This is a genomic window from Streptomyces sp. NBC_00094 (assembly GCF_026343125.1).
In the GTDB taxonomy this organism is placed as follows: Bacteria; Actinomycetota; Actinomycetes; order Streptomycetales; family Streptomycetaceae; genus Streptomyces.
The window spans coordinates 6,324,920-6,348,287 of the sequence record NZ_JAPEMB010000001.1; the positions used below are offsets into that span (position 1 = coordinate 6,324,920).

Genomic DNA, 23,368 nt, shown 5'->3' on the forward strand with positions numbered 1-23,368 from the left:
GGTCACCTCCGTACGAGGACGTGGCGGGCCGCCCGCGCGAGGCGGACGGCACGGCCGGGCGGACGGCTGCCGGAACGGTCCTGCCACCACTCCGTGAGCCGCCGCCGGGCGGCCGGGTCCTCGGGGCGGTCGGCCAGCAGCAGGTGCTCGGCGAAGTCGAGCGCGTCGCGCCGGTAGCCGCCGGTCATGGGGCGGGTCCTGGCGTACGACAGGAACGCCGGGCGGAAGCCCTTGCCGAGGATCTCCGGCAGCTCCGGCGCGACCTTCGCGACGACTCCGGCGCGCTTGGCCGCGAGCGCTCGGCTCTGCACGCCGAGGCGCCGGCTGTCGAACCCCTCGGGCGCGGGCGTCCCGGCGACCAGCGCCGACAACAACGAGGCCTGCGCGAGCCCGACGCGCTGCCGGGCGGCGTCGCGGGGCGGGGCCGGGGCAGCGTCCGCGTCGGCGTCGGCGAGGGTGCCGGGGACCGTGACGGCTTCGGCGACCGTGACGGTGTCGGCGGCCGTGACGGTGTCGGCGACCGCCGTGGCCTCACCGGCCGCGACGGCCTCGGTAGCCGCTATGGCCTCACCGGTCGCGACCGCCTTGGTGGCCACGACCGTCTCCACGACCGGATCCGCGACCGTCTCCACGACGGGATCCGCGACCGCGCTCGGCATCGCGCCGCCCGATACCCGGGCGCCCGCGCCGATGAGCAGTGGCTGTGCCGGAGCGGCGGGCCGTCGGGTGGGCGTGACCGTTCTCCGGAGCGCGGTCGCCCGGCCGCGCGCGACCGTCCCCCGGATCATCGTCAGCTCCGCCGCCAACTCCTCCGCCGGCGGGAAGTCGTCGTCGCGCTCCAGGAGGACCCCCGGCGGCGCGACCCGGGACGCGAGGTCCGCGAGGATGTCGAGGACCGGACGGGGCACCGGGTGGGCGTGCGAGTCGTGCCAGACGCCGTCACGCTCGACGCCGCCCGCCACGTGCACGTACGCGATGGCCTCGACCGGCAGCTCGGACAGGGCCTTCGCCGGGTCCTCGCCGCGGTTGACGTGGTTCGTGTGCAGGTTGGCGACGTCGATGAGGAGCCGTACCCCCGTACGCTCCACCAGCTCCGCGAGGAACTGCCCCTCCGTCAGCTCTTCCCCCGGCCAGGCGATCAGGGCCGCGATGTTCTCCAGGGCGAGCGGTACGGGCAGCGCGTCCTGGGCGATGCGCACGTTCTCGCAGAGCACGTCGAGCGCGTCCCGGGTCCGGGGTACGGGCAGCAGGTGGCCCGCTTCGAGGAGCGGTGACGCGGTGAGCGGCCCCCCGGCCCGTACGAACGCGATGTGTTCCGTGACGAGCGGCGCCCCCAGCGCCACCGCCTTCTCCCCGAGTGCGGCGAGCCGCGCCGGGTCCGGGCGGTCCGCGCCGCCGAGCCCCAGCGAGACCCCGTGCGGGACGACCGTCACGCCGCGCTCCCGCAGCCGGGTCAGCGGGTCGGGCAGGTGGTCGGCGCAGATGTTCTCCGCGACCACCTCGACCCAGTCGACGCCGGGCAGCGCCTCCACCGCCTCCGCGATCTCGGGACGCCAGCCGATGCCGATGCCGAGTTCCGTCATGTCCCCCTCCTTCGGTCCTCAGTCACCCACCTGATGGCCCCGGCGGCGACATTCGAATCCCGGAAGGGGGACGTTCAGAGCTTCATTTGAGGTTCCGGCTCCCGGCGGGGGTTCCGTCCAGGTCCGGACGGTCGAGCAGCCCGGCGGCGGTGAACGCGGCGACCAGGTCGTCACGGCCTTCGGTGAAGTGCGCCCAGCTGTCGACGTGGACGGGGACCCGGCAGCAGGCGGACTGACGGGAGCGGCCTCCGTGTGACGTGATGCCCCGAGTCCCCTACGGCTGTCGCAGCCGCAGGTGAGGAGCGAAGAGACGGCTTCCCTCGGACACGACCGTCTTCCCTGGCGCGATCTCCGTGAACCCGGCGTCCCGCACCACGGGCAGCCCACTGTCGCCCGCCGTCAGCGCGGCCCAGCGCTCCGGCGTCGCGGTGCGCACGGCGAGCGGGAAGCCCGCCTCCTGCCAGGCCTTCCGGTCCGCGTCCGGCATCGCCCACCACAACAGCTGCGCGCCGTGCCCGGCCTGAGCCATCGTCTTGCCCGCCGACATGTCGAGCCCGGGGTTGATCCAGAGCACCACGGCCCCGTCCGGTACGGGCCCCGGCGCGGCCGGGTCGTCGAGGTCGGTGCCCGACACCTGGAGCTTGGCCAGCAACTTGGGCCAGCCGTCGAGCGGCACCGGCGGGAAGACCCGTACCTCCGCCTCCGTACCGGTCACGGTGATTCCGGGGAGATCGCCGGCCCGCCGCCACTCCCCGCCGCGCGCCCGGCGCACGACCTTGCGGATCCGGGCGTCCTGCCAGTCGGCCACGGCCTCCGCCCACTCGCCCTCGCCGACCGAGCGGTCGTCGGTGAGGATCTCCAGGACGGCCCGCGCGGCGGTCTCCAGGGCGTCGGTACGGGACGGGGGCGCGTCGCGCTCGATCCGTACGACCAGGGGGAGGACGAACTGGGGCTTCTCGTCGCGGACGTCGGTCTCATCGCTGCTCACCCGGCAAGTCTGCCACCGCGCCGCGGGGCGGACGACGGGGGGATTCTTGTCGGGAACCACGCCGCCGGGACAGGATGCCCCTCATGAGGAGCGATCTTCACGCGGAGCCCCCTCACCCCGCCGTGGCCCCCGGCCGGTTGAGGCTGGAGCGGGTCGGACGCCGGTACGGCCCGCGCGGGCCATGGGTCCTGCGCGAGGTCGGCCTCGACCTGCCCGCCTCCGCGCTCGTCCGGGTCGTCGGCACCAACGGCACCGGCAAGTCGACGCTGCTCCGGCTGGTCGCCGGGATCGACGCCCCGAGCGAGGGCCGGCTCACCGGCCGCCCGCCCCGCACCGCGTACGTCCCCGAACGCTTTCCCGCCGCCCTCCCCTTCACGGCCGCCGACTACCTGGTCCACCTGGGCCGCGTCCAGGGCCTCGGCCGGGCGGCGGCGAAGTCCGGGGCGGCGGAGTGGCTGGAGCGCTTCGGGGCCGGAGAGCACGCCCTTACCGCACTGTCCGAACTCTCCAAGGGCACCAGCCAGAAGGTCGCCGTCGCCCAGGCCCTGATCGCCGACCCGGACCTCCTCGTCCTCGACGAGGCATGGACCGGCCTCGACACCGCCGCCCGCACCGCGCTGGACCGAGCGGTCCGGGAGCGGGTCGCGGCGGGCGGGACGGTCGTCTTCGTCGACCACGACCCGCGCCGCCTCGCGGGGGAGGCGGACGCGGTGTACGAGGTGGAGGCGGGCCGGGTGCGGGCCGCGGCGGAGGAGCGGGAGGCGCCGCCCGGGCCCCGGGTCCGGATCACCGCATCCGGCGGGAAGCCGCTCCCGGAGGGCCTCCCGGGCGCTCCCGCCACCGAGCCGCCCGGTCCCGACGACCCCACCCGCGCCCTGGTCCTGACCGTCGACGCGGCCCACTCCGACGCCCTCCTCGCGGCGCTCCTCGCGGCCTCCTGGCACATCCACCACCTCGGCACCGAGGAAGGCGTACGCGTATGACGGCGCTCCTGCGCTACCAGGCGGGTCTGCTGCTCCGCTCGCAACGCTGGCTCGCACCGCTCCTCCTCTACGCGGCGCTCCTCGCCGTCGGCGTCCGGGCGGGCGAGCCCGTGCTCGGCGCGCTCGGCTTCGCGGCGGCGGGTCTGCTGCCGGTGACGGCCTGGTGCGTACGGATCTGCCTCACCCAGGAACCGCCCGCCGCCCGGAGCGTGGTCGCGGCGGCCGCCGGCCGGGGCCGTGCCCACCTCGCGGCGCTCCTCACCGGCACCGCCCTGCCGGCGCTCCTCGGCGTCGTCGCCGTCCTCGGGCTGACCGCGATCGGCGACCGGCGCGGTGTCGGCCCGCTCGCCGCCACGGGCGCCGGTCTCCTCGCGACGGCGGCCTGCGTCCTGACGGGCGCCGCCGTCGGCGCCCTGACCGGCCGCCCGTTTCTCAAGGCCCCGGGCTGGTCGGTCGCGGCCCTGGTCGCCGGCTCGCTTCTCGCCCTGGTGACCACGGGTTCTCCGGCGCGGCAGGCCCTGACGGCCCTGGTCACCGGCTCCCGTACGACGACCGCTCAGCTTCCCTGGCTCGCGTGCGCGGGCGCCGTGCTCCTCGCGACCGCGACGGCGGCCCTCGCCTGCCGGGCCACGGCACGCCTGGAATGAGGACGCGGGAAGTGAGTACGCTCGAAGGCATGACTGAGTCGACGTCGTACTGTGACAGCTCCGAGCCCGCCGGCCCGAAGCACGAACCGGCGGCCGAGGGGCCGTTCGCCTCCTGTGTGCTGTGCCAGGAGCCGACCGAGTACGCGGAGTCGGTCAAGGGGATCACGCTCTGCCCGGTCTGCGAGTGGCAGGAGGCCCAGCGGACGGCCTGCTCGGGCTGATCCCCCCGGCCTCCCTCAGCTGCCGCCCATCAGCTCCGAGACCTTCACGAAGCGGTAGCCGCGCGCCCGCAGCTCCGGGACGATCCGGCGGATCGCCTGCTCGGTGACGGGGGCGGCGCTGCGCGTGCAGTGCATGACGACGAGCGAACCGGGCTTCACCCCGTCGAGCACCTGCTGGGCGACGGCGTCCGCGTCCTTCGCGAAGGCGTCGCCGCTGACCACGTCCCACTGGACGGCCGTCACTCCGGCGGGGCCGAGCGCGCGCAGGGCGGCGTCGTCGTAGCAGCCGCCGGGGAAGCGGAAGTAGGGGACGACGTTGACGGCCCCGGCGTCCCGGAAGGAGTCGAAGGCCCGCTGCACGTCGGCCGTCATGTCGGGCCCGGCGACGGTCGGGAGGCCGTAGCAGGGGGACGCGAAGGCGTAGTGGCTGTAGGAGTGGTTGGCGATCTCGAAGCGCGGGTCGCCGCCGATGGACTTGGCCTGGTCCGGGTACTCCTCCGCCCAGCGGCCCGTCATGAAGACGGTGGCGTCCACCGAGAGGCGGCGCAGGGTCGCGATGAGCTCCGGGTTGTCGAAGCGTTCACCGCGTGCGGCGCGGGGGCCCTGGTCGGCGGTCATGTCGGCGTCGAAGGTGAGCGCGACGACCTTCTCGGCACCGCCCGTGCGGCGGCTGTAGACGGGGGTGAGCCCGCCGGGCCCCGGGGCGATGGTCGGCGGCGCGGTGCGCACGGGCGGGCGGGCCGCCTCCGACGGGCGGGCCGCCTCCGCCGAGGCGGGTCCCGCCGCCGGCCTGGGTCCGGCCGCCGCGTCGGCGCGGGGCGACGGGCTGCCGGTGGCGGCCGGCTCCTTCGACGGGGAGGACGGTCCGGTCCGGTCGGTGCCGCCCCCGCCACAGCCGACGAGGACGGCACCCAAGAGGCCAAGCGCCGCCATCTTCCGTACAGAAATGTTCACGATCGGAAGTTAACCGATCAAAGTGGCTGACGCTCGCGACTCGACAGCAGCAACCCCCGGAGTCCACGCCCGGAGCTGACGCACCATCGCCGCCCCCCTAGGGGGTGTCGTTCCGCGTGTGCGGGGGGACCGGAGCGGCGAGCCAGCCCCGCTGCGAGGCCAGCGCCCCGGCCTGGAAGCGGCTTCGCGCCCCCAGCGTGTCCATGACCCCGGCCACGATCCGGCGCGTGGTGCGGGTGGAGATGCCGAGCCGCTTCGCGATGGCCTCGTCGGTGTGCCCGTGCTCCAGGAGGCGAAGCGTCTCGCGTTCCTGGGACGTGAGTCCGCGCTCATCGCGCGTTCTCGCCGTGCCGAGCGGGTCGGCCCGGTCCCAGGCGAGGTCGAACAGGGCGCACAGCGCGGTGAGAGTACCGTCCCCCGTGAGCAGGACAGCGCTGTGCCCGCTGTTCTCGCCGTACACCGGCAGGATGGCGACACGCCGGTCCATGACGGTCATGCGGACCGGGATGTCGGGGGTGGTGCGTACCTCGCCGCCCATGGCCGCGAGCCAGTTCGCGTAGTCGGTCCCGGCCGGGTTGTTGCGTACGGACTCGGGATACAGGGTGCGCATCCGCACGCCGCGGGACAGCAGACTCGCGTCCAGTGGCTTGGCCGATTCGATGTTCTGCGCGTCGGGTGCGTCCGGAACGAACGCCATGACCTCACTGTCGATGTGGCGGCTCAGCTCGGCCAACCGGTCGCGTATCCGGTCCACCCCGACGAGCGTCTCCACACCGGGAGAGTCCGTGAGGGGCTGGAAGCCCACCCAGTCCGCGATGAGTTGGGCGGCCGCGGCACGGGACGTCTCGAGCTTCTGCTGCTGTGCGAGTAACTCCGCCTGCTGGCGCGCGAGCAGCGACTCCATCGCCAGTTCGGGGCTGACGGGGTGGAGCCGGGTGTGCTCCGTGGCGGAAGGGCGCAGGAGAGACAGTTCGCTGAGCCGGTCGAGCGCCGCCCGGACTTCGGCCTCGGACAGAGAGAGGGAGGCCGCCAGCTCCGCGACCCCCCAGTCGGCGTGCTGCAGCAGCATTCGGTAGATGTGTTCCGCTCGGGTGTCGATCCCCAGCGCGTCAAGCATGTGTGTACCCCCCATAGATACGTCCACGAATCATCACACGGTGTCCATCGCACTGTTGCTCGAGTGACCGAAGTGCATGCTGATGTGGCCGGTTGTGGCCTTGGCCGCTTGGGGACGCCCGAGACCGGAGGAACGTGCGGCGTGGCTCACGAAGATCGATGGATGTATCTGATCCATGTGCGGCTGTGTCGCCTTGTTGACGGCGAGCCGGACCAGGAGATGGCGCGGGAGATCCTCGCCGCGGCGGTCCCGGGCGAGGGCGTGGAGCACGCCACGGTGCACCGCCTCTCCGGACGGGAGGCCGTTGTCGGCCTGTTCCTCCGGGTGGAGAGCCTCGTCGCCGCCGAGAAGACGGCCGCCGCGGTGTGCGCCCGCGCGCTGAACCGACATCCGGCATGGGGATTCGTCGCCGTCTCCTGCGACGCGGTCCTGGTCTGGTCGTTCCTGGAGCGGTGAGGCTCCACGCCGTCGACGATGTGCCCGACGGCGGGCGGTGTCCCTAAGCGGCCGTGTCCCGATGCGGACAACGTCGCATGCTTCACCCGTGCCGCGCTCTGGTGCAGGATCCGAGTATCCGCATTTCGGTTCGCCGAATTCACCTATTATCCCAGAGGACTTCGCCGTGTCGCGTGCCCGTCTTGTCGCCACCCTGTTTCTCGCGTTCACCTTCACCGGAATCAGCATCAGCACAATGACGGACAGCGTGCTGGTCAAGGCCACGCTCGGCTGGCAGTGAGTGAATTCTCCACACCCCCCTCACCGTCTCTCTTGCGGAACACGGTAAAACCCTATGGAAAGGCAGAAGATGACCAGAATCAGGACCACCCGCCGCATCACCGTCGCCCTGTGCGCGGCCACGGCCCTCGGACTCGGCGCGACCGGTGCCGCGTTCGCCCAGCAGGGCGGAGCGGCGGACAGGCATCCGGCCGCGGAGGCGGGTCGACCGGACTATCCAGGCGCGGGACAGGGCAAAGTGACCCCGGTGCCCGAGGAGTTCCGCAGGGACACCGCCCAGCGGAGTCTCACCGCAGCGGCGGGGATCACGCGGAGCGAGGTCATCACGCGGGCGAAGTCCTGGGTCGGAAAGGGCCTGGACTACAGCTGGACGAACTACTACCAGGGCTACCGGATGGACTGCTCCGGTTACGTCTCCATGGCGTGGGGCCTCGACTCCTCGCTGGCGACCCCGAACTTCGTGCCGGGGACGGCCGAGTGGATAACGAAGGCCGACCTCAAGCCCGGTGACGCCCTGCTCGACGACGACGCCGGCGCGGGCGGCCACATCGTGCTCTTCGAGGAGTGGACGAGCAGCGACAAGACCGCCTACTGGGGCTACGAGTTCACCCCCAGCGGCGTCCACCACCGCATCGTTCCGTACCCCTACTACAGCGGTAACGGGCCTTTCGCTCCGGTGCGCCTGAAGGGCATCGTGGACGACGTCGTCCCGGAGCCGGAGGAGCCGAAGGAGGACACCTCGTCCCGGGTGAACGCGGATTTCAACGGTGACGGCCGGGATGACGTGGCGGCGCTGTACGGGTATGGCGACGGTTCGGTGGCGTTGTTCACGTTCCTGGCGCGGGCGGATGGTGGTTTCGATGCTCCGCTGAAGTCGTGGACGCGTCCGCCGGGTAACTGGACTTTCAAGAGTGTGAAGTTGACGGCTGGGGATTACGACGGCAATGGTCGTGCCGATCTCGCGGCGATGTACGACTATGCCGATGGTTCGGTGGCGTTGTTCACGTTCACGTCGGAGGCGAACGGTGGTTTCGCGGATCCGGTGAAGTCGTGGACGACGGCGCCGGGTAACTGGTGGCCGGAGAACGTGAAGTTGGCGTCGGGTGACTTCGACGGCAACGGCCGGGACGACGTGGGCGCGTTCTACGGGTACAGCGACGGTGCGGCCGCGCTCTACACCTTCAAGCCCGACGCCTCGGGTCTGTTCGGCACCCCGCTGCGTTCCTGGAACGTGCCGGAGAACTACTGGTGGGGCGAGAACGTCGAGCTCGCCGTCGGTGACTTCGACGGCAACGGCCGCGACGACCTGGCCGCGATGTACGGGTACGAGGACGGCACCGTCTCGATGTTCACGTTCAAGTCCCAGACGGACGGCGGATTCGTGGCACCGGTGAAGTCCTGGACCACGGAGCCGGGCAACTGGAACTTCTCCAACGTCAAGCTGACCGCGGGCGACTACGACGGCAACGGCCGGTCGGACGTGGCCGCGTTCTACGGCTACAGCGACGGCCGCGCGGCGCTCTACACCTTCCCGACCAAGACCGACGGCACCTTCAACAGCCCGGTGAAGTCCTGGAACGTGCCCGCGGACAACTGGTGGGGCGAGAACGTCCAGATCGTCTCGGGCGACAACGACGGCAACGGCCGGTCGGACGTGGCGGCCTTCTACGGCTACAGCGACGGCCGCGCGGCGCTCTACACCTTCAAGTCGGACACGGCGGGCCTGTTCGGTACCCCGCTGCGCTCGTGGAACGTGCCGGCGAACTACTGGTGGGGCGAGCACGTGAAGCTCGGCTGATCCGGACTCGGCCGAGCATGTGACGCCCGGCCCGTCCGCATCCGGTCGGGGCCGCCCGGCACCTGCCGGGCGGCCCCGACCCGTGTCCCGCCCCTCTCACCACCCCGCCTCCCTTCGTGGCCCTTCGCCCCGTACACCGGAAGTGAGCCCCACCATGCGCACATCTCCTGCCCGTACCACTCGAAAACCGCACAGAGGCTGGACCGTCGCCGCCGCGCTGACGGCTCTCGCGTTACCCGGCGCGACCGCCTCCGCGGCGTCCGCCCTCCCGCAGGTCCCCGAGGTGTCCGCATCGGCCGGCGACTCCAAGCCGGTGGAGTACCGGGGGCTGCGCCTGGACGTCCCCGCGCACTGGCGCGTCGTCGACCTGGAGAAGTCGCCCGGCACGTGCGTGCGGTTCGACACGGCCACCGTCTACCTCGGGCGCCCCGGAGCACAGCAGTCCTGCCCCGCCGACGCGGTCGGCGAGCGGGCGGACTCCCTGGTGGTGGAACCCCTGGCCGGGGCCGCCGTCCCGGACCCCGCGTCCGTGCTCCGCGTGCCGGCCGGTCACCCCCTTCCGGCCCGCGTCGCGGCCACCACGGGCCGCGAGTCGACCGTGGCCGTCGAGGGCGCCGGACTGCTCGTCACGGCCGTCTACGGCACGACCCCCGACACGGTCTCCCGCGTCATCGGCTCCGGCCGCATCGGGCCGGCGGCGGTCCCGGGCGAGCTCCCCGCTCCCCGCGCGGCAGCCTCGATGGCGGTGGCGGCAGCACCCAGCACGGGATACACCGGCAAGGCCTTCGACGCCTGTGCGGCCCCCTCGGCGAGCCTGATGCAGGCATGGCAGGCCTCGCCCTACCGGGGCGTCGGCATCTACATCGGAGGCCCCACCAGGGTCTGCGCCCAGCCCAACCTGACCGCGGGATGGGTGTCCGGTCGTACGGCCGAGGGCTGGCACATGATCCCGATCTACGCGGGGCTCCAGGCCAGGGGAATCACGCCCGACGTGGCCACCACACAGGGCAGGCAATCCGCCGACGACGCGGTGGACAGGGCCAAGGCGCTCGGTTTCGCGGCCCAGACCGTGCTGTACACGGACATGGAGCCCTACCCCTCGACGACCTACCGCACCCGGGTCCTCGACTACCTCTCCGGCTACAGCGCGAGGGTCCGCGAACTGGGCTTCCGTCCGGGCGTGTACATCAACGTCCAGAACTCCGGCGACCTGGCCGCCCTGCACAGCAACTCCCGCTACGCCAAGCCCGACGTGCTGTGGGTCGCCAACTGGAACGGCGTGGCGGACGTCTCCAACTCCTCGATGGGCCTGCCCGGCAGCACCTACTGGCAGGGCAAGCGACGCGTGCACCAGTACGCGGGCGACGTGAGCGAGACGCACGGCGGAGTGTCCCTCAACATCGACCGCAACTACGTGGACGTCGCCCCCGACACCGCCCCGCAGCCCGAGCCCGAGACATGGCGCGAGGACGCGGCGTCCCGGGTGAACGCGGATTTCAACGGTGACGGCCGGGATGACGTGGCGGCGCTGTACGGGTATGGCGACGGTTCGGTGGCGTTGTTCACGTTCCTGGCGCGGGCGGATGGTGGTTTCGATGCTCCGCTGAAGTCGTGGACGCGTCCGCCGGGTAACTGGACTTTCAAGAGTGTGAAGTTGACGGCTGGGGATTACGACGGCAATGGTCGTGCCGATCTCGCGGCGATGTACGACTATGCCGATGGTTCGGTGGCGTTGTTCACGTTCACGTCGGAGGCGAACGGTGGTTTCGCGGATCCGGTGAAGTCGTGGACGACGGCGCCGGGTAACTGGTGGCCGGAGAACGTGAAGTTGGCGTCGGGTGACTTCGACGGCAACGGCCGGGACGACGTGGCCGCGTTCTACGGGTACAGCGACGGTGCGGCCGCGCTCTACACCTTCGCCTCGGACGCCTCGGGTCTGTTCGGTACCCCGCTCCGTTCGTGGAACGTCCCGGAGAACTACTGGTGGGGCGAGAACGTCAAGTTGGCCTCGGGTGACTTCGACGGCAACGGCCGTGACGACGTGGGCGCGTTCTACGGGTACGAGGACGGCCGGGCGGCTCTGTTCACGTTCAAGTCGCGTACGGACGGCGGATTCGCGGACCCCGTGAAGTCCTGGAACGTGCCGGCGAACTACTGGTGGGGCGAGAACGTCAAGCTGACGGCTGCCGACTACGACGGCAACGGCCGGGCCGACGTGGCCGCGATGTACGGCTACGAGGACGGTGGAGTCGCTCTCTTCACCTTCACCACGAAGACGGACGGCACGTTCGAGAACCCGGTGAAGTCCTGGACCACCGAACCCGGCAACTGGTGGGTGGAGAACGTCCAGATCGCCTCCGGTGACTTCGACGGCAACGGTCGCGGCGACGTGGCGGCGTTCTACGGCTACAGCGACGGCCGGGCGGCGTTCTACACGTTCAAGTCGGACGCCTCGGGCCTGTTCGGCACCCCGCTGCGCTCCTGGAACGTCCCGGAGAACTACTGGTGGGGCGACCACGTGAAGCTCGGCTGATCCGGAACCGACTCAGGGCGGCGGCACCTGTCGGTGGCGCCGCCCTTCCCGCACACAGACGGAGTGAGAACCTTCATGGGACGCAAGACCCTTGGTACGAAAGTCGGCGGCGCGCTCACGACGGCGCTGCTGCTGAGCGGGGCGGCCATGCTGCCGGCGTCGCCCGCGCTCGCCGCGTCGGTCGCCACCTGGGACGAGGTCGCCCAGTGCGAGAGCGGCGGAAACTGGTCCACCAACACGGGCAACGGCTTCTACGGCGGCCTCCAGTTCAAGCTCAGCACCTGGAGGGATTTCGGCGGCAGCCGTTTCGCGACCTATCCGCACCTCGCGACCAAGAAGGAACAGATCCTCATCGGCGAAGAGGTCCTCGCCGGCCAGGGGGAACGTGCCTGGCCCACCTGCGGCCCCCGCGCGGGCCTGGGCAGTGACACCGCGGAGCCCTACCCCAGCGAATCCGCCGAGCAGGCCTGGCGGGACGACGCGGCCTCCCGGGTGAACGCGGACTTCAACGGCGACGGCCGCGACGACAACGCGGCCTTCTACGGCTACGCCGACGGTTCGGTCGCCCTCTTCACCTTCCTCGGCAAGAGCGACGGCGGGTTCGCCAACCCCGTCAAGTCGTGGAACGTGACCCCCGGCAACTGGACCTACCGCAGCATCAAGCCCGTGGCGGGCGACTTCAACGGCGACGGACGCGCGGACCTCGCGGCGATGTACGACTACGCCGACGGATCGGTGGCGCTGTTCACGTTCCTGTCCAAGCCCGACGGTGGTTTCGCCGCCCCGGTGAAGTCGTGGACGACGGCGCCGGGCAACTGGTGGCCGGAGAACGTGAAGTTGGCGTCGGGTGACTTCGACGGCAACGGCCGGGACGACGTGGCCGCGTTCTACGGGTACAGCGACGGTGCGGCCGCGCTCTACACCTTCGCCTCGGACGCCTCGGGTCTGTTCGGTACCCCGCTCCGTTCGTGGAACGTCCCGGAGAACTACTGGTGGGGCGAGAACGTCAAGTTGGCCTCGGGTGACTTCGACGGCAACGGCCGTGACGACGTGGGCGCGTTCTACGGGTACGAGGACGGCCGGGCGGCCCTGTTCACGTTCAAGTCCCGGACGGACGGCGGATTCGCGGATCCCGTGAAGTCCTGGAACGTGCCGGAGAACTACTGGTGGGGGAAGAACGTCAAGCTGACGGCGGGCGACTACGACGGCAACGGCCGGGCCGACGTGGCCGCGATGTACGGCTACGAGGACGGCGGTATCTCCCTCTTCACCTTCACCACGAAGACGGACGGCACGTTCGAGAACCCGGTGAAGTCCTGGACCACCGAACCCGGCAACTGGTGGGTGGAGAACGTCCGGATCGCCTCCGGCGACTACGACGGCAACGGCCGGTCGGACGTGTCCGCGTTCTACGGCTACAGCGACGGCCGGGCGGCGTTCTACACGTTCAAGTCGGACGCCTCGGGCCTGTTCGGCACCCCGCTGCGCTCCTGGAACGTCCCGGAGAACTACTGGTGGGGCAGCGCCGTCACCCTCGGCTGACCCCGGCCGAGAGCCCTCCACCGCCGGCGGCCGCTCACGTCAGCAGGAGCCGCCGCCGGCACTCCTCCACGTCGAAGTCCCCAGGCGGGTACTTCGGGTCCAGCCCCTCCAGGTGTTCGAGCAGCAGTCGGCTGATCGCCCAGTTCCGGTACCACTTGCGGTCCGCCGGGACCAGGTACCACGGGGCCTCGGCCGTCGTGCAGCGCTCCAGGGCGACCTCGTACGCCTCCTGGTACGCCGGCCACACGGACCGCTCCTCGATGTCGCCCGGGTTGAACTTCCAGTGCTTCTCCGGGGTGTCCAGGCGTTCCAGGAGCCGGTTCCGCTGCTCCTCGTACGAGAGGTGCAGGAAGACCTTGACGACCGTCACCCCGTCGTCGGCGAGGGACTTCTCGAAGTGGTTGATCTGGTCGTAGCGGCGTTCGAGCCGAGCGCGCGGGACCAGGTCGCGGACGCGGGCGATGAGGACGTCCTCGTAGTGCGAGCGGTCGAAGATGCCGATCTCGCCCGGCTGCGGGAGCGCCTTCGTGATCCGCCAGAGGAAGGGGTGGTTCCGCTCCTCCTGGGTCGGGGCCTTGAAGGCGCGGATGCGGCAGCCGGACGGGTTGAAGAGGCCGATGACGTGCTTGACCGTGCCGCCCTTGCCGCTGGTGTCCATGCCCTGGAGGACCAGCAGCAGCCGTCGTCTGTCGCCGGCCGTGCTCGACGCGTACAGCCGTTCGTGGAGGTCCGCCAGTCGGGGCGCGAGGGCGGCTGTGGCGGCCAGGCCGGCCGCCTTGTCGGCGGGGCCGGCCGGGATCGCCGAGGCGTCGTACGCGGTGAGGTCGATCCGCTCGCCCCCGGGGACGCGCAGGACGTCACGCAGGGGTGCGTCCCGCCGGCTCTTCTTCCGGTCGTCCTTCGTCGCCACCTGGTGAGCCTTCCGCCGCGCCGCTGGTCCTGCCCCGATCCTGCGACGGAACCTGGTCGCCCGCGACCTCGGGCCACCCCCGGGGTGGTCGCGCCACGAGCGCTTTGCGCGCGGAGTGCGACCACCCGTCACTCACCCCACCGGGTCAGCTCAGCACCACGGACCCGTCACCGCGAACGTCGTCCCCGGCGTGTAGCAGTTCACGTACATCGTGGAGCCGTCCGGCGAGAAGGTGACGCCCGCGAACTCGCCCCACTCCGGGGCCTCGGGCGTCCCGATGTTCTGCGCTCCCCGCGCGACCGGGTACACCTCGCCCCTCCTGCTCACCCCGTAGACGTGCTGCGCCCCGTCGCCGTCCTCGCTGACCATCAGGCCGCCGCTCGGCGTGAGACAGATGTTGTCCGGTGACTCGCCCGGGAGCTGGATGTTCGTGCTCGGGCCGAAGACGACGACGAGCGTGAGCCGGCGCCGGTGCGGCTCGTACTTCCAGACCTGCCCGAAGTGGCCGGCGCCCGATCCGTCCTTGAGGCGGGCGAAGGAGGACACGAAGTACACGGCCCGCCCGCCCCAGTAGCAGCCCTCCAGCTTCTGGGCGTGCGTGATGCCCTTCGGCCCGAAGTCCTGGAGTCTGATGGGGGTCTCGGTCGCCTGCGGATCCGGTACGGGGACCCACTCGACGCCCTCGAAGCGCGCGCCGGTCTCCTGGACCACGGAGAGGTCGGGCACGCCGGGCACCCGCATGGCCTCCAGGGCGCCGCCCGCGCGCAGCGAGCCGGTGCCGCCAAGGGGCTTGTGCGGGAGGAAGCGGTAGAAGAGGCCGAAGGGCTGCTGGAAGGCGTCCTCCGTCTCGTACACGATGCCGTTCGACGGGTCCACGGCGATCGCCTCGTGCTGGAAGCGGCCCATCGCGGTGAGGGGGACGGCCCCGGTGCGGTGCGGGTCGGCGCCGTCGACCTCGAAGATGAAGCCGTGGTCCTTGGTGTAGCCGTTGGTCCCGGCCCTGTCCTCGGTCTCCTCGCAGGTCAGCCAGGTGTTCCAGGGGGTGTGCCCGCCCGCGCAGTTGACGGCGGTCCCGGCGATGGCGACGCGCTCGCCGAGGACGTTGTTCCGGCCGTCGAGTTCGAGGGCCGTGCACCCGCCCTTCGCGGCCGGGTCGTACGTCAGACCGGGGACGGTCGGGACGCCGACGCGCCCGCTGACCCGGTTCTCGTGGTTGCGGACGAGGTGCACGCGCCCGCGACGGCCGGCGAAGGCGCCCATGCCGTCGTGGTTGCTGGGGACGGGTCCCTCGCCGGAGCGGAGCGGATCGCCCTGCCGGGAGAGGACCTTGTAGCGGAAGCCGGCCGGGAGGTCGAGGAGTCCCGCGGGGTCGGGAAGGAGGGGGCCGTAGCCGCCCCGGTTCCCGTTCCCGGCGGCCGCCGCGCTGCCGGCGAAGAGCTCGGCGAAGGCGCCGGCGAAGACGATCCCGGAGACGGACGCGCCGGTGCGGGAGAGGATCTGACGTCGTGTCGCGGACATGAGGCAACCCACTTTTCCTGTTGGCGGACAGGTGTGCGCTGTGCTGTGGCGTCTGTGGTGACGCGTGCTGTGACGTGTGACCCGCATGTGTGTATCACGCAGTGTGGTGACACGTGAACCATGCGGGCCACAACAGCCTCATGTGGCGGGCGAACTGACCTGGGGTCAGGCCAGTTCGGCGGTGAGCGTGATCGTCGTGCCCGTGAGCGCCTGGCTGACGGGGCAGTTCTTCTTCGCGTCCTCGGCGAGCTCCTGGAACCGGTCCGCGTCCAGGCCGGGGACCTCGCCGCGCACGGTCAGGTGGACGCCGGTGATGCCCTCGCCCGGCTGGAAGGTGACGTCCGCCTTGGTCTCCAGGCGGGTCGGCGTGTTGCCGGCCTTGGCCAGGATGTTCGAGAAGGCCATCGAGAAGCAGGAGGAGTGCGCGGCGGCGATGAGCTCCTCGGGGCTCGTCTTCCCGTTCGGCTCCTCGGTCCGGGCCGGCCAGGAGACGTCGTACGAGCCGAGGCCGGACGAGTCGAGGGTGACGACGCCGGAGCCCTTGAGGAGGTCGCCCTGCCAGACGGTGTGGGCGTGACGCACGGTGGCCATGGTGGATCCCTTTCGATCGGGTATGGCCCCCAACCTACTGCCCGACAAGCCCCTTTGCGTCGCGCGCGAGCGCGGTGAGCCGGGAGATCGCCCGGAAGTACTTCTTGCGGTAGCCGCCGTTCAGCATCTCGTCGCTGAACAGCCGGTCGAAGGGCATTCCGGAGGCGAGGACGGGTATCTCGCGGTCGTAGAGGCGGTCCGCGAGGACGACGAGCCGGAGGGCCGTCGACTGGTCGGGGATCGGCTGGACGTCGGTGAGGCAGACCGCCGTGAGGTCGTCGGTGAGGGCGCCGTACCGGCTCGGGTGCACCTTGGCGAGGTGGTCGAGGAGGTGCGGGAAGTCGTCGAGGGAGGCACCCGGCGTCGCGTACGCCGTCTCCGTGACGACCTGGTCGGAGTACGGGGCGGGGGCCTCGGGCAGGCCGCGGTGACGGTAGTCCTCGCCGTCGATCCGCAGCGGCATGAAGTGGGCGGAGAGGCCCTGGATCTCGCGGAGGAAGTCGGCGGCGGCGAAGCGGCCCTCGCCGAGCTTGCCGGGGAGCGTGTTGGAGGTGGCGGCGAGCGCCACGCCCGCCTCGACGAGCTTGCCGAGGAGGCTGGAGACGAGGACGGTGTCGCCCGGGTCGTCGAGCTCGAACTCGTCGATGCAGAGGAGACGGTGCTCGCTGAGCGTCCGCACCGTCTGCTGGAAGCCGAGCGCGCCGACGAGGTTGGTCAGCTCGACGAAGGTGCCGAAAGCTTTCAGCGAGGGTGCGGCGGGGGTCGCGTGCCACAGGGAGGCCAGCAGGTGGGTCTTGCCGACGCCGTACCCGCCGTCCAGGTAGACCCCGCGCGGCCCGCTCGGGGCGGACGGCTTCTTCGCGAACCAGCGGCGCTTGCCGGCGCCGGAGGCGTGCGCCCCGCCGAGGCCCTCGGCGAAGAAGCTCAGCGACTTGACGGCGTCCGTCTGGCTGGGCTGGTTCGGGTCCGGGAGGTACGTGTCGAACCGTACCGAGTCGAAACGGGGTGGCGGCACCATCTCCGCGACGAGACGGTCGGCGGGGACGTGGGGCTCTCGGGAGCAGAGCGAGAGCGGGGCGGCCTCGGTGGAGGCCGCGTCGGTGAGGGTGCGGGTCGACACAGTTCCCCACTGTAAGCGCCATGCCAGACTGCGAGGATGCGACGCCTGCTCTCTGTGACGGACATGACAGCCCACGACACCACCGCGGGGGAGGTCCCGGCCGGTGACCGGGAGTGGTCCCTCGACGAGCTGGCCGACGCCTACGCGTATCCGGTCGGGGACGGTGCGTGGCTGCGGGCCAACATGGTCTCCTCGCTCGACGGGGCGGGGCAGCACGGCGGCCGCTCCCAGCCGCTCTCCTCCGACACCGACATGCGGATCTTCGGCACTCTGCGCGGGCTCGCCGATGTGGTCGTCGTGGGTGCGGAAACGGTTCGCCTGGAGGGGTACCGCCCGGCCAGGGCGCGCGAGGCCTTCGCCGCCCGCCGGTCCGCCGCCGGGCAGGGCCCCGCGCCGGTGATCGCCGTGGTCACCGCCTCCCTCGACCTCGACTTCTCGCTGCCGCTCTTCACCGAGCCGCTGGTGCCGACCCTGATCCTCACGGGGGCCGCCGCGCCCGCCGGGCGGGTGCGGGCGGCCCGGGAGGCGGGCGCCGAGGTGCTCATCGCCGGTGACGGGGCCGGGGTGGACCCGGCCCGCGCGGTGGCCGTCCTCGCCGAGCGCGGGCTGCGGCGCCAGCTGACCGAGGGCGGTCCCCGGCTGCTCGGCCAGTTCGTGGCGGCGGGGGTCCTCGACGAGTTGTGTCTGACGCTCTCGCCGACGATGACCGCGGGTGACGCTCAGCGGATCGCCGGAGGTCCCGCGGTGGCCGTCCCGACACGCTTCGCGGTGGCTTCGGTGCTGGAGCAGGACGGCTTCCTGTTCACCCGCTACCGTCGGATCTGACAATCGGCGGAATTTGTCGTTCCGCTTTCCGTCCGCTGGGCACACTTATGTCGCAGACCCCGTGCGGGCACGGGGAAGGATGGTTTCCGCAGAAGGGCTCCTGAGGTGTTCACAAGCGTTCTGATGATCGAGAAGCCCCTGACGTCGGTCGACGTGGAGTTCGTCACCACGCTGCACGGCGAAGAGGGCGTGTCCTTCATCGTCCTTATGCAGCCGCGTGGTGACCAGGCCGATGTGCTGTTGCGTGCCATCGACGACGTCGCCATGGGCGAACTGAAGGAAGCCGCCCACGAGGGCGAGGAACTGGAGGGCAAGGCCGCCCGGGTTCCCGCCGAGCAGGCCCTGGAGTACTCGCTCCGGGCCCTGAGAGAGGCCGGCTGCGAAGCCGTCGGCCAGGTCGTCGAGGACCATCCGCTCACCAAGATGAAGGCGGTGGTCGAGGAGGCGGAGGCGGACGAGGTGATCGTCCTGACCGCTCCGCACTACGTGGAGGAGTTCTTCCACCGGGACTGGGCCTCCCGCGCCCGCCACAAGGTCGGCGTACCCGTGCTCAAGCTCTTCGCCCACAGCGAGGAGTGAGGAACACCTGAGGGTGCCCGTGTCCGCGCCCCGTGCAGGGGGCGCGGACACGGTCGGCCCTCCGTGCCCCGGGGCGCCCGGCGCGAGCCACTAGGCTGGGGTTTCCAGTACGAAACACCCAGACGCACCCCCGGGGAGAGATCCACATGGCACCCGCCATCCCTGCCGCCATGGAACGGCCGCACTTCATCGGCATCGGCGGTGCCGGAATGTCGGGCATCGCGAAGATCCTCGCCCAGCGTGGCGCCAAGGTCGCCGGCAGCGACGCCAAGGAGTCCCCGACCGCCGAGGCCCTGCGCGCCCTCGGCGCCACGGTGCACATCGGCCACGCCACCGAGCACCTCGCCGACGACGCCTCCGCCGTCGTCGTCTCCAGCGCCATCCGCGCCGACAACCCCGAGCTGGCCCGCGCCGCCGAGCTCGGCATCCCGGTCGTCCACCGCTCCGACGCGCTCGCCTCCCTCATGGACGGCCTGCGCGCGATCGCGGTCGCCGGTACGCACGGCAAGACCACGACCACCTCGATGCTGGCCGTCGCCCTCACCGAGCTGGGTCTCGACCCCTCGTACGCCATCGGCGGCGACCTCGCGGGCCCCGGCACCAACGCCCGGCACGGCTCCGGGGACGTCTTCGTCGCCGAGGCCGACGAGAGCGACCGCAGCTTCCAGAAGTACGACCCCGAGGTCGCGATCGTCCTCAACGTCGAGCTGGACCACCACGCGAACTACGCCTCCATGGACGAGATCTACGAGTCCTTCGAGGCCTTCACCGCCAAGATCCGCCCCGGCGGCACCCTGGTCGTCGGCGAGCACGCCGGCGCCCGCGAGCTGGCCCGCCGGGTCGCGGACCGCGACGGTCTGAACATCGTCACGGTCGGCGAGTCCGAGGACTCCGACGCCCGCATCCTGAAGATCGCCCCGAACGGCATGAAGAGCGAGGTCGTCGTCCTCCTCGACGGCGTCGAGCACACCTTCACCGTCTCGGTCCCCGGCCGTCACTACGCCCACAACGCCGCCGCGGCCCTCGCCGCCGGCGCCCGCGTCGGCATCGACCCGGCCGAGCTGGCCCAGGCCCTCACCGCCTACACCGGCGTCGGCCGCCGCCTCCAGCTCAAGGGCGAGGCCGCGGGCGTCCAGGTCATCGACTCGTACGCGCACCACCCCACCGAGATGACCGCCGACCTGGAGGCCATGCGGGGTGCCGCCGGAGGCGCGCGCCTGCTCGTCGTCTTCCAGCCCCACCTGTTCTCGCGCACCCAGGAGCTCGGCAAGGAGATGGGCGACGCGCTGGCCCTCGCCGACGCCTCGGTCGTCCTCGACATCTACCCGGCCCGCGAGGACCCGATCCCCGGCATCACCAGCGAGCTGATCATCGCCGCCGCGCAGCGGGCCGGAGCCGACGTCACGGCCGTCCACGACAAGGCGACCGTCCCGGACGTGATCGCGGGAATGGCCAAGCCCGGCGATCTCGTTCTGACCATGGGCGCGGGCGACGTCACGGACCTGGGCCCGCGGATCCTGGACCACCTGTCCAGCTGACGAGCTGCTGAGGAGCGAGCACATGTCGTACGAGGTCGAGAAGCCGGACGAGCAGTGGCGCGCGGAGCTCAGCCCGGCTGAGTACCAGGTGCTGCGCCAGGCGGGCACCGAGCCGGCGTTCCGCGGGGAGTACACGGACACGAAGACGAAGGGCGTGTACTCCTGCCGGGCCTGCGACGCGGAGCTCTTCACGTCGAACGAGAAGTTCGAGTCGCACTGTGGCTGGCCGTCCTTCTTCGACCCGAAGGACAGCTCCGCCGTCGAGCTGATCGAGGACCGCACCCACGGCATGGTCCGCACCGAGGTCCGCTGCTCGCGCTGCGGCTCGCACCTGGGCCATGTCTTCGCGGGCGAGGGCTACGCCACTCCGACGGACCAGCGGTACTGCATCAATTCGATCTCGCTGCGGCTGGAGCCGGAAGAGGGCTGACCGCCCGCCCTGGACGAATCGTCAGCCGTCCCCTGTGGTAGGACTGTTCGGCATTGCAAACAGTCGGCAACGGGGGGCGGGGAGACGTGGCGGTCACGGTTCCGGACTGGGCGGACACACTTCTCGATCTGATCGGCGTGGCCTGGCCGAACGTCGACGAGGACGCGTATCGCGAGATGGCGGACGCGCTCCGGGAGTTCGCGGAGGACCTGGAGGACGACGGGCAGCTCGCGAACAACCACTTCGAGCGGCTGCTGTCGTCCGGTCAGGGCGAGTCGATGGACGCGCTCAACGAGCACTGGGCGAAGGTCAAGAGCAAACACCTCAAGGACATCTCGGGCGCGGCGCGGACGGTCGCGGGCGGCCTGGACACGGCGGCCGGCGCGATCGAGGGCATGAAGCTCGCCGCGCTGGTGCAGCTCGGTTACCTGGCCGCCGAGGCGGGCATCGCGATCTCCCTCATCCCGGTGACGGGTGGTCTGTCGGCGCTGATCGGCGCGGGGGCGATGCGGGCCACGCAGGAGGTGATCAAGCGGCTGATCAAGGAGTGCGTGGAGGAGGCCGTCGGCTACATCGTGGCCGCGATGACCGAGCCGGCCGTGGCCGCCCTGGAGGGCATGGCCGCCGACCTCGTGGTCCAGTTGGGCGCCGTGGCGATCGGTCTGCAGGAGGAGGTCGACCTCGACCGGACCAAGGACGCCGGACAGGAGGGCTTCAAGGAAGGAGTCCAGTCCGGCAAGGAGGCCATGAACCTGGCCTCGGTCGGCGGGGGAGGTGGCGGCGGTGGCGGCGGTGGGAAGGGCCCCGGCGGCGGCCTGAGGAACCTGCACATCGAGCACCAGGAACACGACCACGCCTCCACCCAGCTCAACACCGTCAGCGCGGGCATCCACGGCAAGACGGCGGGAAAGCTCACGAAGGCCAAGACGGCGCACGGCCGGGCCCGGGGACGGGACTCCATCGCCGACGCGATCGACCCGATCGCCGACAAGGCCCTCGAAGCCCTCACCAAGGCCGCGAAGAACATGGGCGACCACGTCGGCCAGACCCTCCCCAAGGCCGTCAAGCGGATCTCGGTCGACCACAAGAACACCGACGACGCGCTCCGCGACCGCTTCGCCCGCCAGCGCAAGGGCGACCACGACAGCAACGGGAACGGCGGGGGCGGCGGGAACGGCGGCGGAGGCGGCGGCGGAGGCGGCGGGGGAGGGAACGGGAGCGGGAACGGCGGGAGCAACCGCATGACACCGGCCCCGCCGTGGCACGGCCGATCCGCAGGCACCATGAACCACCACCGGACGGACCCGCTCGACGTACGCGGCCTCACTCCGGAGCAACAGCGGGCGGCGCTCGTTCAGGAGGCCCGCGACCTCGCCGACAAGGCACGTAAGGCCGATCCCAAGAACCCGGACGATCCCAAGCACAAGATCGACATGGCCAAGACGCACTTCCCGCCCGGCACGAACATCCTCAAGGACGGTGCGTGCTCCGGCAGCATGCTCCACGACGGGGTCGTCACCAGCCATTCCAGCGCCACGAAGGGATCCGGCCAGGACAAACCTGATCTGCACCCGGCCGCGCAGGACCTCTACGATCAGGTGAAGGAGCGGCTCGAAGGGCAAGGCGTACACCCTGGTGGGGGACACGGCAAGTGCGCGGAGGCCAACCTCATCTCGGACCGGCTGCGCCACCTCGACCCCACGGGGACGTCCATCAGCAGCCTCGACCACGTGCGCGAGGCGCTGAAAGACGCACAGATGTACACCGTGCAGATCGGCCGGGACCGCCAGGGGCTCTTCGACCACAACGAGTACAAACCACCGTGCCGCTCGTGCGAGATCGCCCTCGACATGGCCGGCATCACCGCCTACACCGGTTAAGGAGCCTGTGTGCCTCACCTCAACACCCCGGCCGACGTCGATGCCTGGTTCGGCGAGTTCGGATGGTTCCCCGGGCGGAACGTAGCCGACCGGATCCCCGCGATCGTCGCGGAGATCACCGAGGAGTGCCGGAGCGAGGGTTTTCCCCTGGAGCCCTTCGCCGCAGCCACGGACTTCCTCACGGAGCACGCGGGACTCCGGGTGACCATCGACGCCCGGCGCAAGGAGTACCTCGAATTCCTGCCCGCCCTCGTCTGGGACTCGACCTCCGGCGACATCGCCGAGCTGAGCGGCAAGCTGGGCGCACGGCTTTTCCCGGTCGGCTGGGACTCGTCGGAGGGATCGCCTCTCGTCATCGACGAACAGGGCCGGTTCTTCTACCTGCACCACACCGGCGACTACTACATGGGCGCCGACAAGCACGAGGCGATGATCAGCCTCGCCCACGCCCCCATGCAGGACGCGGAGGACTACTTTGTCTGAGCTGATTCCCGGTACGGCGGCGTCGCTGCTCATGCACGGCATGATCACCAGCCACACCAACCTCGCCGGTGACGGCGAGCCTCACCTCCACCCCGCCGTCCAGGAGTTCTTCGACGCGCTCCCGCCGTCCCTGCGCGAGCCGTTCGTCGGCTACTGCGCCGAGTCCGCGCTCGTCTCCGACGAGCTCTTCGGCCTCGACCGGCAGCGGGCCGACGGCCGGACGATCACCCTGGACGAGGCGGCCCCGCATTTCGAGGGCGCGGCGCTCGTCGCCCGTAAGATCCGCCCGAACGGCGACCCCGAACACGGCACGGAGGCAGAGGTCTGCCGCTCGTGCGCGGCGCTCCTCGACCGTCTCGGCATCGACGTCCTCCACGGCGAGGGGTGACACTC

At 71.2% G+C, this 23,368-nt stretch carries 22 protein-coding genes and 1 pseudogene; 15 read left to right on the plus strand and 8 right to left on the minus strand.

Features of this window, described 5'->3' with window-relative positions:
- Positions 1-2: 2 nt before the first annotated feature.
- On the minus strand, positions 3-1,583 hold the full coding sequence (locus tag OG580_RS28025; protein ID WP_267046424.1) for a DUF692 domain-containing protein: 1,581 nt from the start codon (positions 1,581-1,583) through the stop codon (positions 3-5).
- Positions 1,584-1,857: 274 nt separating this feature from the next.
- A complete protein-coding gene (locus tag OG580_RS28030; protein WP_267046425.1) occupies positions 1,858-2,571 on the minus strand; it encodes a peptidyl-tRNA hydrolase in 714 nt (237 codons plus the stop codon).
- Between the two features lie 137 nt (positions 2,572-2,708).
- Between OG580_RS28030 and OG580_RS28035 the strand changes: the two genes are divergently transcribed.
- The 3 genes from OG580_RS28035 to OG580_RS28045 are packed head-to-tail and all read left to right on the plus strand — an operon-like array spanning position 2,709 to position 4,422.
- On the plus strand, positions 2,709-3,554 hold the full coding sequence (locus tag OG580_RS28035) for an ATP-binding cassette domain-containing protein (RefSeq protein WP_267048151.1): 846 nt from the start codon (positions 2,709-2,711) through the stop codon (positions 3,552-3,554).
- Complete coding sequence (locus OG580_RS28040; RefSeq protein ID WP_267046426.1) at positions 3,551-4,201, plus strand: ABC transporter; 651 nt, start codon at positions 3,551-3,553, stop codon at positions 4,199-4,201. The genes OG580_RS28035 and OG580_RS28040 overlap by 4 nt, the downstream gene beginning before the upstream one ends.
- Positions 4,202-4,230: 29 nt before the next feature.
- Positions 4,231-4,422, plus strand: a complete 192-nt coding sequence (locus tag OG580_RS28045; RefSeq protein ID WP_267046427.1) for a hypothetical protein — start codon at positions 4,231-4,233, stop codon at positions 4,420-4,422.
- A gap of 15 nt (positions 4,423-4,437) precedes the next feature.
- On the opposite strand, the gene OG580_RS28050 is transcribed toward OG580_RS28045, so the two are convergent.
- Together OG580_RS28050 and OG580_RS28055 are read right to left on the minus strand one after the other, a co-directional pair.
- The gene (locus tag OG580_RS28050; protein ID WP_267048152.1) at positions 4,438-5,355 is read right to left on the minus strand and encodes a polysaccharide deacetylase family protein; all 918 of its coding nucleotides are present in this window, start codon (positions 5,353-5,355) and stop codon (positions 4,438-4,440) included.
- A 118-nt stretch (positions 5,356-5,473) separates the two neighbouring features.
- Positions 5,474-6,493, minus strand: a complete 1,020-nt coding sequence (locus OG580_RS28055) for a helix-turn-helix transcriptional regulator (RefSeq protein ID WP_267046428.1) — start codon at positions 6,491-6,493, stop codon at positions 5,474-5,476.
- A gap of 162 nt (positions 6,494-6,655) precedes the next feature.
- Here OG580_RS28055 and OG580_RS28060 point away from each other — a divergent pair, with 162 nt between their 5' ends.
- The 5 genes from OG580_RS28060 to OG580_RS28085 all read left to right on the plus strand — a co-directional run bounded on the left by OG580_RS28060 (position 6,656) and on the right by OG580_RS28085 (position 13,101).
- On the plus strand, positions 6,656-6,949 hold the full coding sequence (locus OG580_RS28060; protein ID WP_267046429.1) for a hypothetical protein: 294 nt from the start codon (positions 6,656-6,658) through the stop codon (positions 6,947-6,949).
- Between the two features lie 88 nt (positions 6,950-7,037).
- Positions 7,038-7,229, plus strand: coding sequence for a hypothetical protein (locus OG580_RS28065; protein WP_267046430.1), 192 nt, complete (start codon positions 7,038-7,040; stop codon positions 7,227-7,229).
- 69 nt (positions 7,230-7,298) lie between these two features.
- The gene (locus tag OG580_RS28070; RefSeq protein ID WP_267046431.1) at positions 7,299-9,026 is read left to right on the plus strand and encodes a VCBS repeat-containing protein; all 1,728 of its coding nucleotides are present in this window, start codon (positions 7,299-7,301) and stop codon (positions 9,024-9,026) included.
- A gap of 154 nt (positions 9,027-9,180) precedes the next feature.
- A complete protein-coding gene (locus OG580_RS28075) occupies positions 9,181-11,559 on the plus strand; it encodes a glycoside hydrolase domain-containing protein (RefSeq protein ID WP_267046432.1) in 2,379 nt (792 codons plus the stop codon).
- Positions 11,560-11,634: 75 nt separating this feature from the next.
- Positions 11,635-13,101 carry a transglycosylase family protein gene (locus OG580_RS28085; protein ID WP_323182619.1) on the plus strand — a complete coding sequence of 489 codons (1,467 nt, stop codon included), beginning with the start codon at positions 11,635-11,637 and terminating at the stop codon, positions 13,099-13,101.
- Between the two features lie 34 nt (positions 13,102-13,135).
- Here the strand turns inward: OG580_RS28085 and OG580_RS28090 are convergent, their stop codons facing one another.
- The 4 genes from OG580_RS28090 to zapE all read right to left on the minus strand — a co-directional run bounded on the left by OG580_RS28090 (position 13,136) and on the right by zapE (position 17,240).
- Positions 13,136-14,011 carry a PPK2 family polyphosphate kinase gene (locus OG580_RS28090; protein ID WP_267046433.1) on the minus strand — a complete coding sequence of 292 codons (876 nt, stop codon included), beginning with the start codon at positions 14,009-14,011 and terminating at the stop codon, positions 13,136-13,138.
- Between the two features lie 150 nt (positions 14,012-14,161).
- Positions 14,162-15,529, minus strand: a complete 1,368-nt coding sequence (locus OG580_RS28095; protein ID WP_267046434.1) for an alkaline phosphatase PhoX — start codon at positions 15,527-15,529, stop codon at positions 14,162-14,164.
- Positions 15,530-15,694: 165 nt separating this feature from the next.
- Positions 15,695-16,120, minus strand: a complete 426-nt coding sequence (locus tag OG580_RS28100) for an OsmC family protein (RefSeq protein ID WP_267046435.1) — start codon at positions 16,118-16,120, stop codon at positions 15,695-15,697.
- Between the two features lie 34 nt (positions 16,121-16,154).
- Positions 16,155-17,240, minus strand: coding sequence for a cell division protein ZapE (gene zapE, locus OG580_RS28105; RefSeq protein WP_267046436.1), 1,086 nt, complete (start codon positions 17,238-17,240; stop codon positions 16,155-16,157).
- Between the two features lie 36 nt (positions 17,241-17,276).
- Between zapE and OG580_RS28110 the strand changes: the two genes are divergently transcribed.
- The 7 genes and pseudogenes from OG580_RS28110 to OG580_RS28145 all read left to right on the plus strand — a co-directional run bounded on the left by OG580_RS28110 (position 17,277) and on the right by OG580_RS28145 (position 23,363).
- Entirely contained in the window at positions 17,277-18,065 is a 789-nt protein-coding gene (locus OG580_RS28110) for a pyrimidine reductase family protein (protein WP_267046437.1), read from the plus strand.
- Positions 18,066-18,170: 105 nt separating this feature from the next.
- Positions 18,171-18,644: an indole-3-glycerol phosphate synthase gene (locus OG580_RS28115; protein WP_267046438.1), complete on the plus strand. Its 474-nt coding sequence runs from the start codon at positions 18,171-18,173 to the stop codon at positions 18,642-18,644.
- Between the two features lie 146 nt (positions 18,645-18,790).
- The gene (gene murC / locus OG580_RS28120) at positions 18,791-20,182 is read left to right on the plus strand and encodes a UDP-N-acetylmuramate--L-alanine ligase (RefSeq protein ID WP_267046439.1); all 1,392 of its coding nucleotides are present in this window, start codon (positions 18,791-18,793) and stop codon (positions 20,180-20,182) included.
- Positions 20,183-20,204: 22 nt separating this feature from the next.
- Entirely contained in the window at positions 20,205-20,612 is a 408-nt protein-coding gene (msrB, locus tag OG580_RS28125; protein WP_267046440.1) for a peptide-methionine (R)-S-oxide reductase MsrB, read from the plus strand.
- Positions 20,613-20,698: 86 nt separating this feature from the next.
- Positions 20,699-22,450: pseudogene (locus OG580_RS36185) on the plus strand (YwqJ-related putative deaminase); the annotation flags it as partial.
- 51 nt (positions 22,451-22,501) lie between these two features.
- Complete coding sequence (locus tag OG580_RS28140; RefSeq protein WP_267046441.1) at positions 22,502-22,975, plus strand: SUKH-3 domain-containing protein; 474 nt, start codon at positions 22,502-22,504, stop codon at positions 22,973-22,975.
- Positions 22,968-23,363 (plus strand): YwqJ-related putative deaminase, encoded by a 396-nt coding sequence (locus OG580_RS28145; protein ID WP_267046442.1) that lies wholly within the window; start codon positions 22,968-22,970, stop codon positions 23,361-23,363. The genes OG580_RS28140 and OG580_RS28145 overlap by 8 nt, the downstream gene beginning before the upstream one ends.
- Positions 23,364-23,368 lie beyond the last annotated feature (5 nt).

Bases quoted from the DNA above. Each gene is read 5' to 3' on its own strand.
- OG580_RS28040 (WP_267046426.1), top strand. From the start codon at position 3,551: ATGACGGCGCTCCTGCGCTACCAGGCGGGTCTGCTGCTCCGCTCGCAA.
- murC (WP_267046439.1), top strand. From the start codon at position 18,791: ATGGCACCCGCCATCCCTGCCGCCATGGAACGGCCGCACTTCATCGGC.
- OG580_RS28095 (WP_267046434.1), bottom strand. From the start codon at position 15,529: ATGTCCGCGACACGACGTCAGATCCTCTCCCGCACCGGCGCGTCCGTC.
- OG580_RS28075 (WP_267046432.1), top strand. From the start codon at position 9,181: ATGCGCACATCTCCTGCCCGTACCACTCGAAAACCGCACAGAGGCTGG.
- OG580_RS28110 (WP_267046437.1), top strand. From the start codon at position 17,277: ATGCGACGCCTGCTCTCTGTGACGGACATGACAGCCCACGACACCACC.
- OG580_RS28050 (WP_267048152.1), bottom strand. From the start codon at position 5,355: ATGGCGGCGCTTGGCCTCTTGGGTGCCGTCCTCGTCGGCTGTGGCGGG.
- OG580_RS28100 (WP_267046435.1), bottom strand. From the start codon at position 16,120: ATGGCCACCGTGCGTCACGCCCACACCGTCTGGCAGGGCGACCTCCTC.
- OG580_RS28085 (WP_323182619.1), top strand. From the start codon at position 11,635: ATGGGACGCAAGACCCTTGGTACGAAAGTCGGCGGCGCGCTCACGACG.
- OG580_RS28070 (WP_267046431.1), top strand. From the start codon at position 7,299: ATGACCAGAATCAGGACCACCCGCCGCATCACCGTCGCCCTGTGCGCG.
- OG580_RS28045 (WP_267046427.1), top strand. From the start codon at position 4,231: ATGACTGAGTCGACGTCGTACTGTGACAGCTCCGAGCCCGCCGGCCCG.
- OG580_RS28060 (WP_267046429.1), top strand. From the start codon at position 6,656: ATGTATCTGATCCATGTGCGGCTGTGTCGCCTTGTTGACGGCGAGCCG.
- OG580_RS28025 (WP_267046424.1), bottom strand. From the start codon at position 1,583: ATGACGGAACTCGGCATCGGCATCGGCTGGCGTCCCGAGATCGCGGAG.
- msrB (WP_267046440.1), top strand. From the start codon at position 20,205: ATGTCGTACGAGGTCGAGAAGCCGGACGAGCAGTGGCGCGCGGAGCTC.
- OG580_RS28055 (WP_267046428.1), bottom strand. From the start codon at position 6,493: ATGCTTGACGCGCTGGGGATCGACACCCGAGCGGAACACATCTACCGA.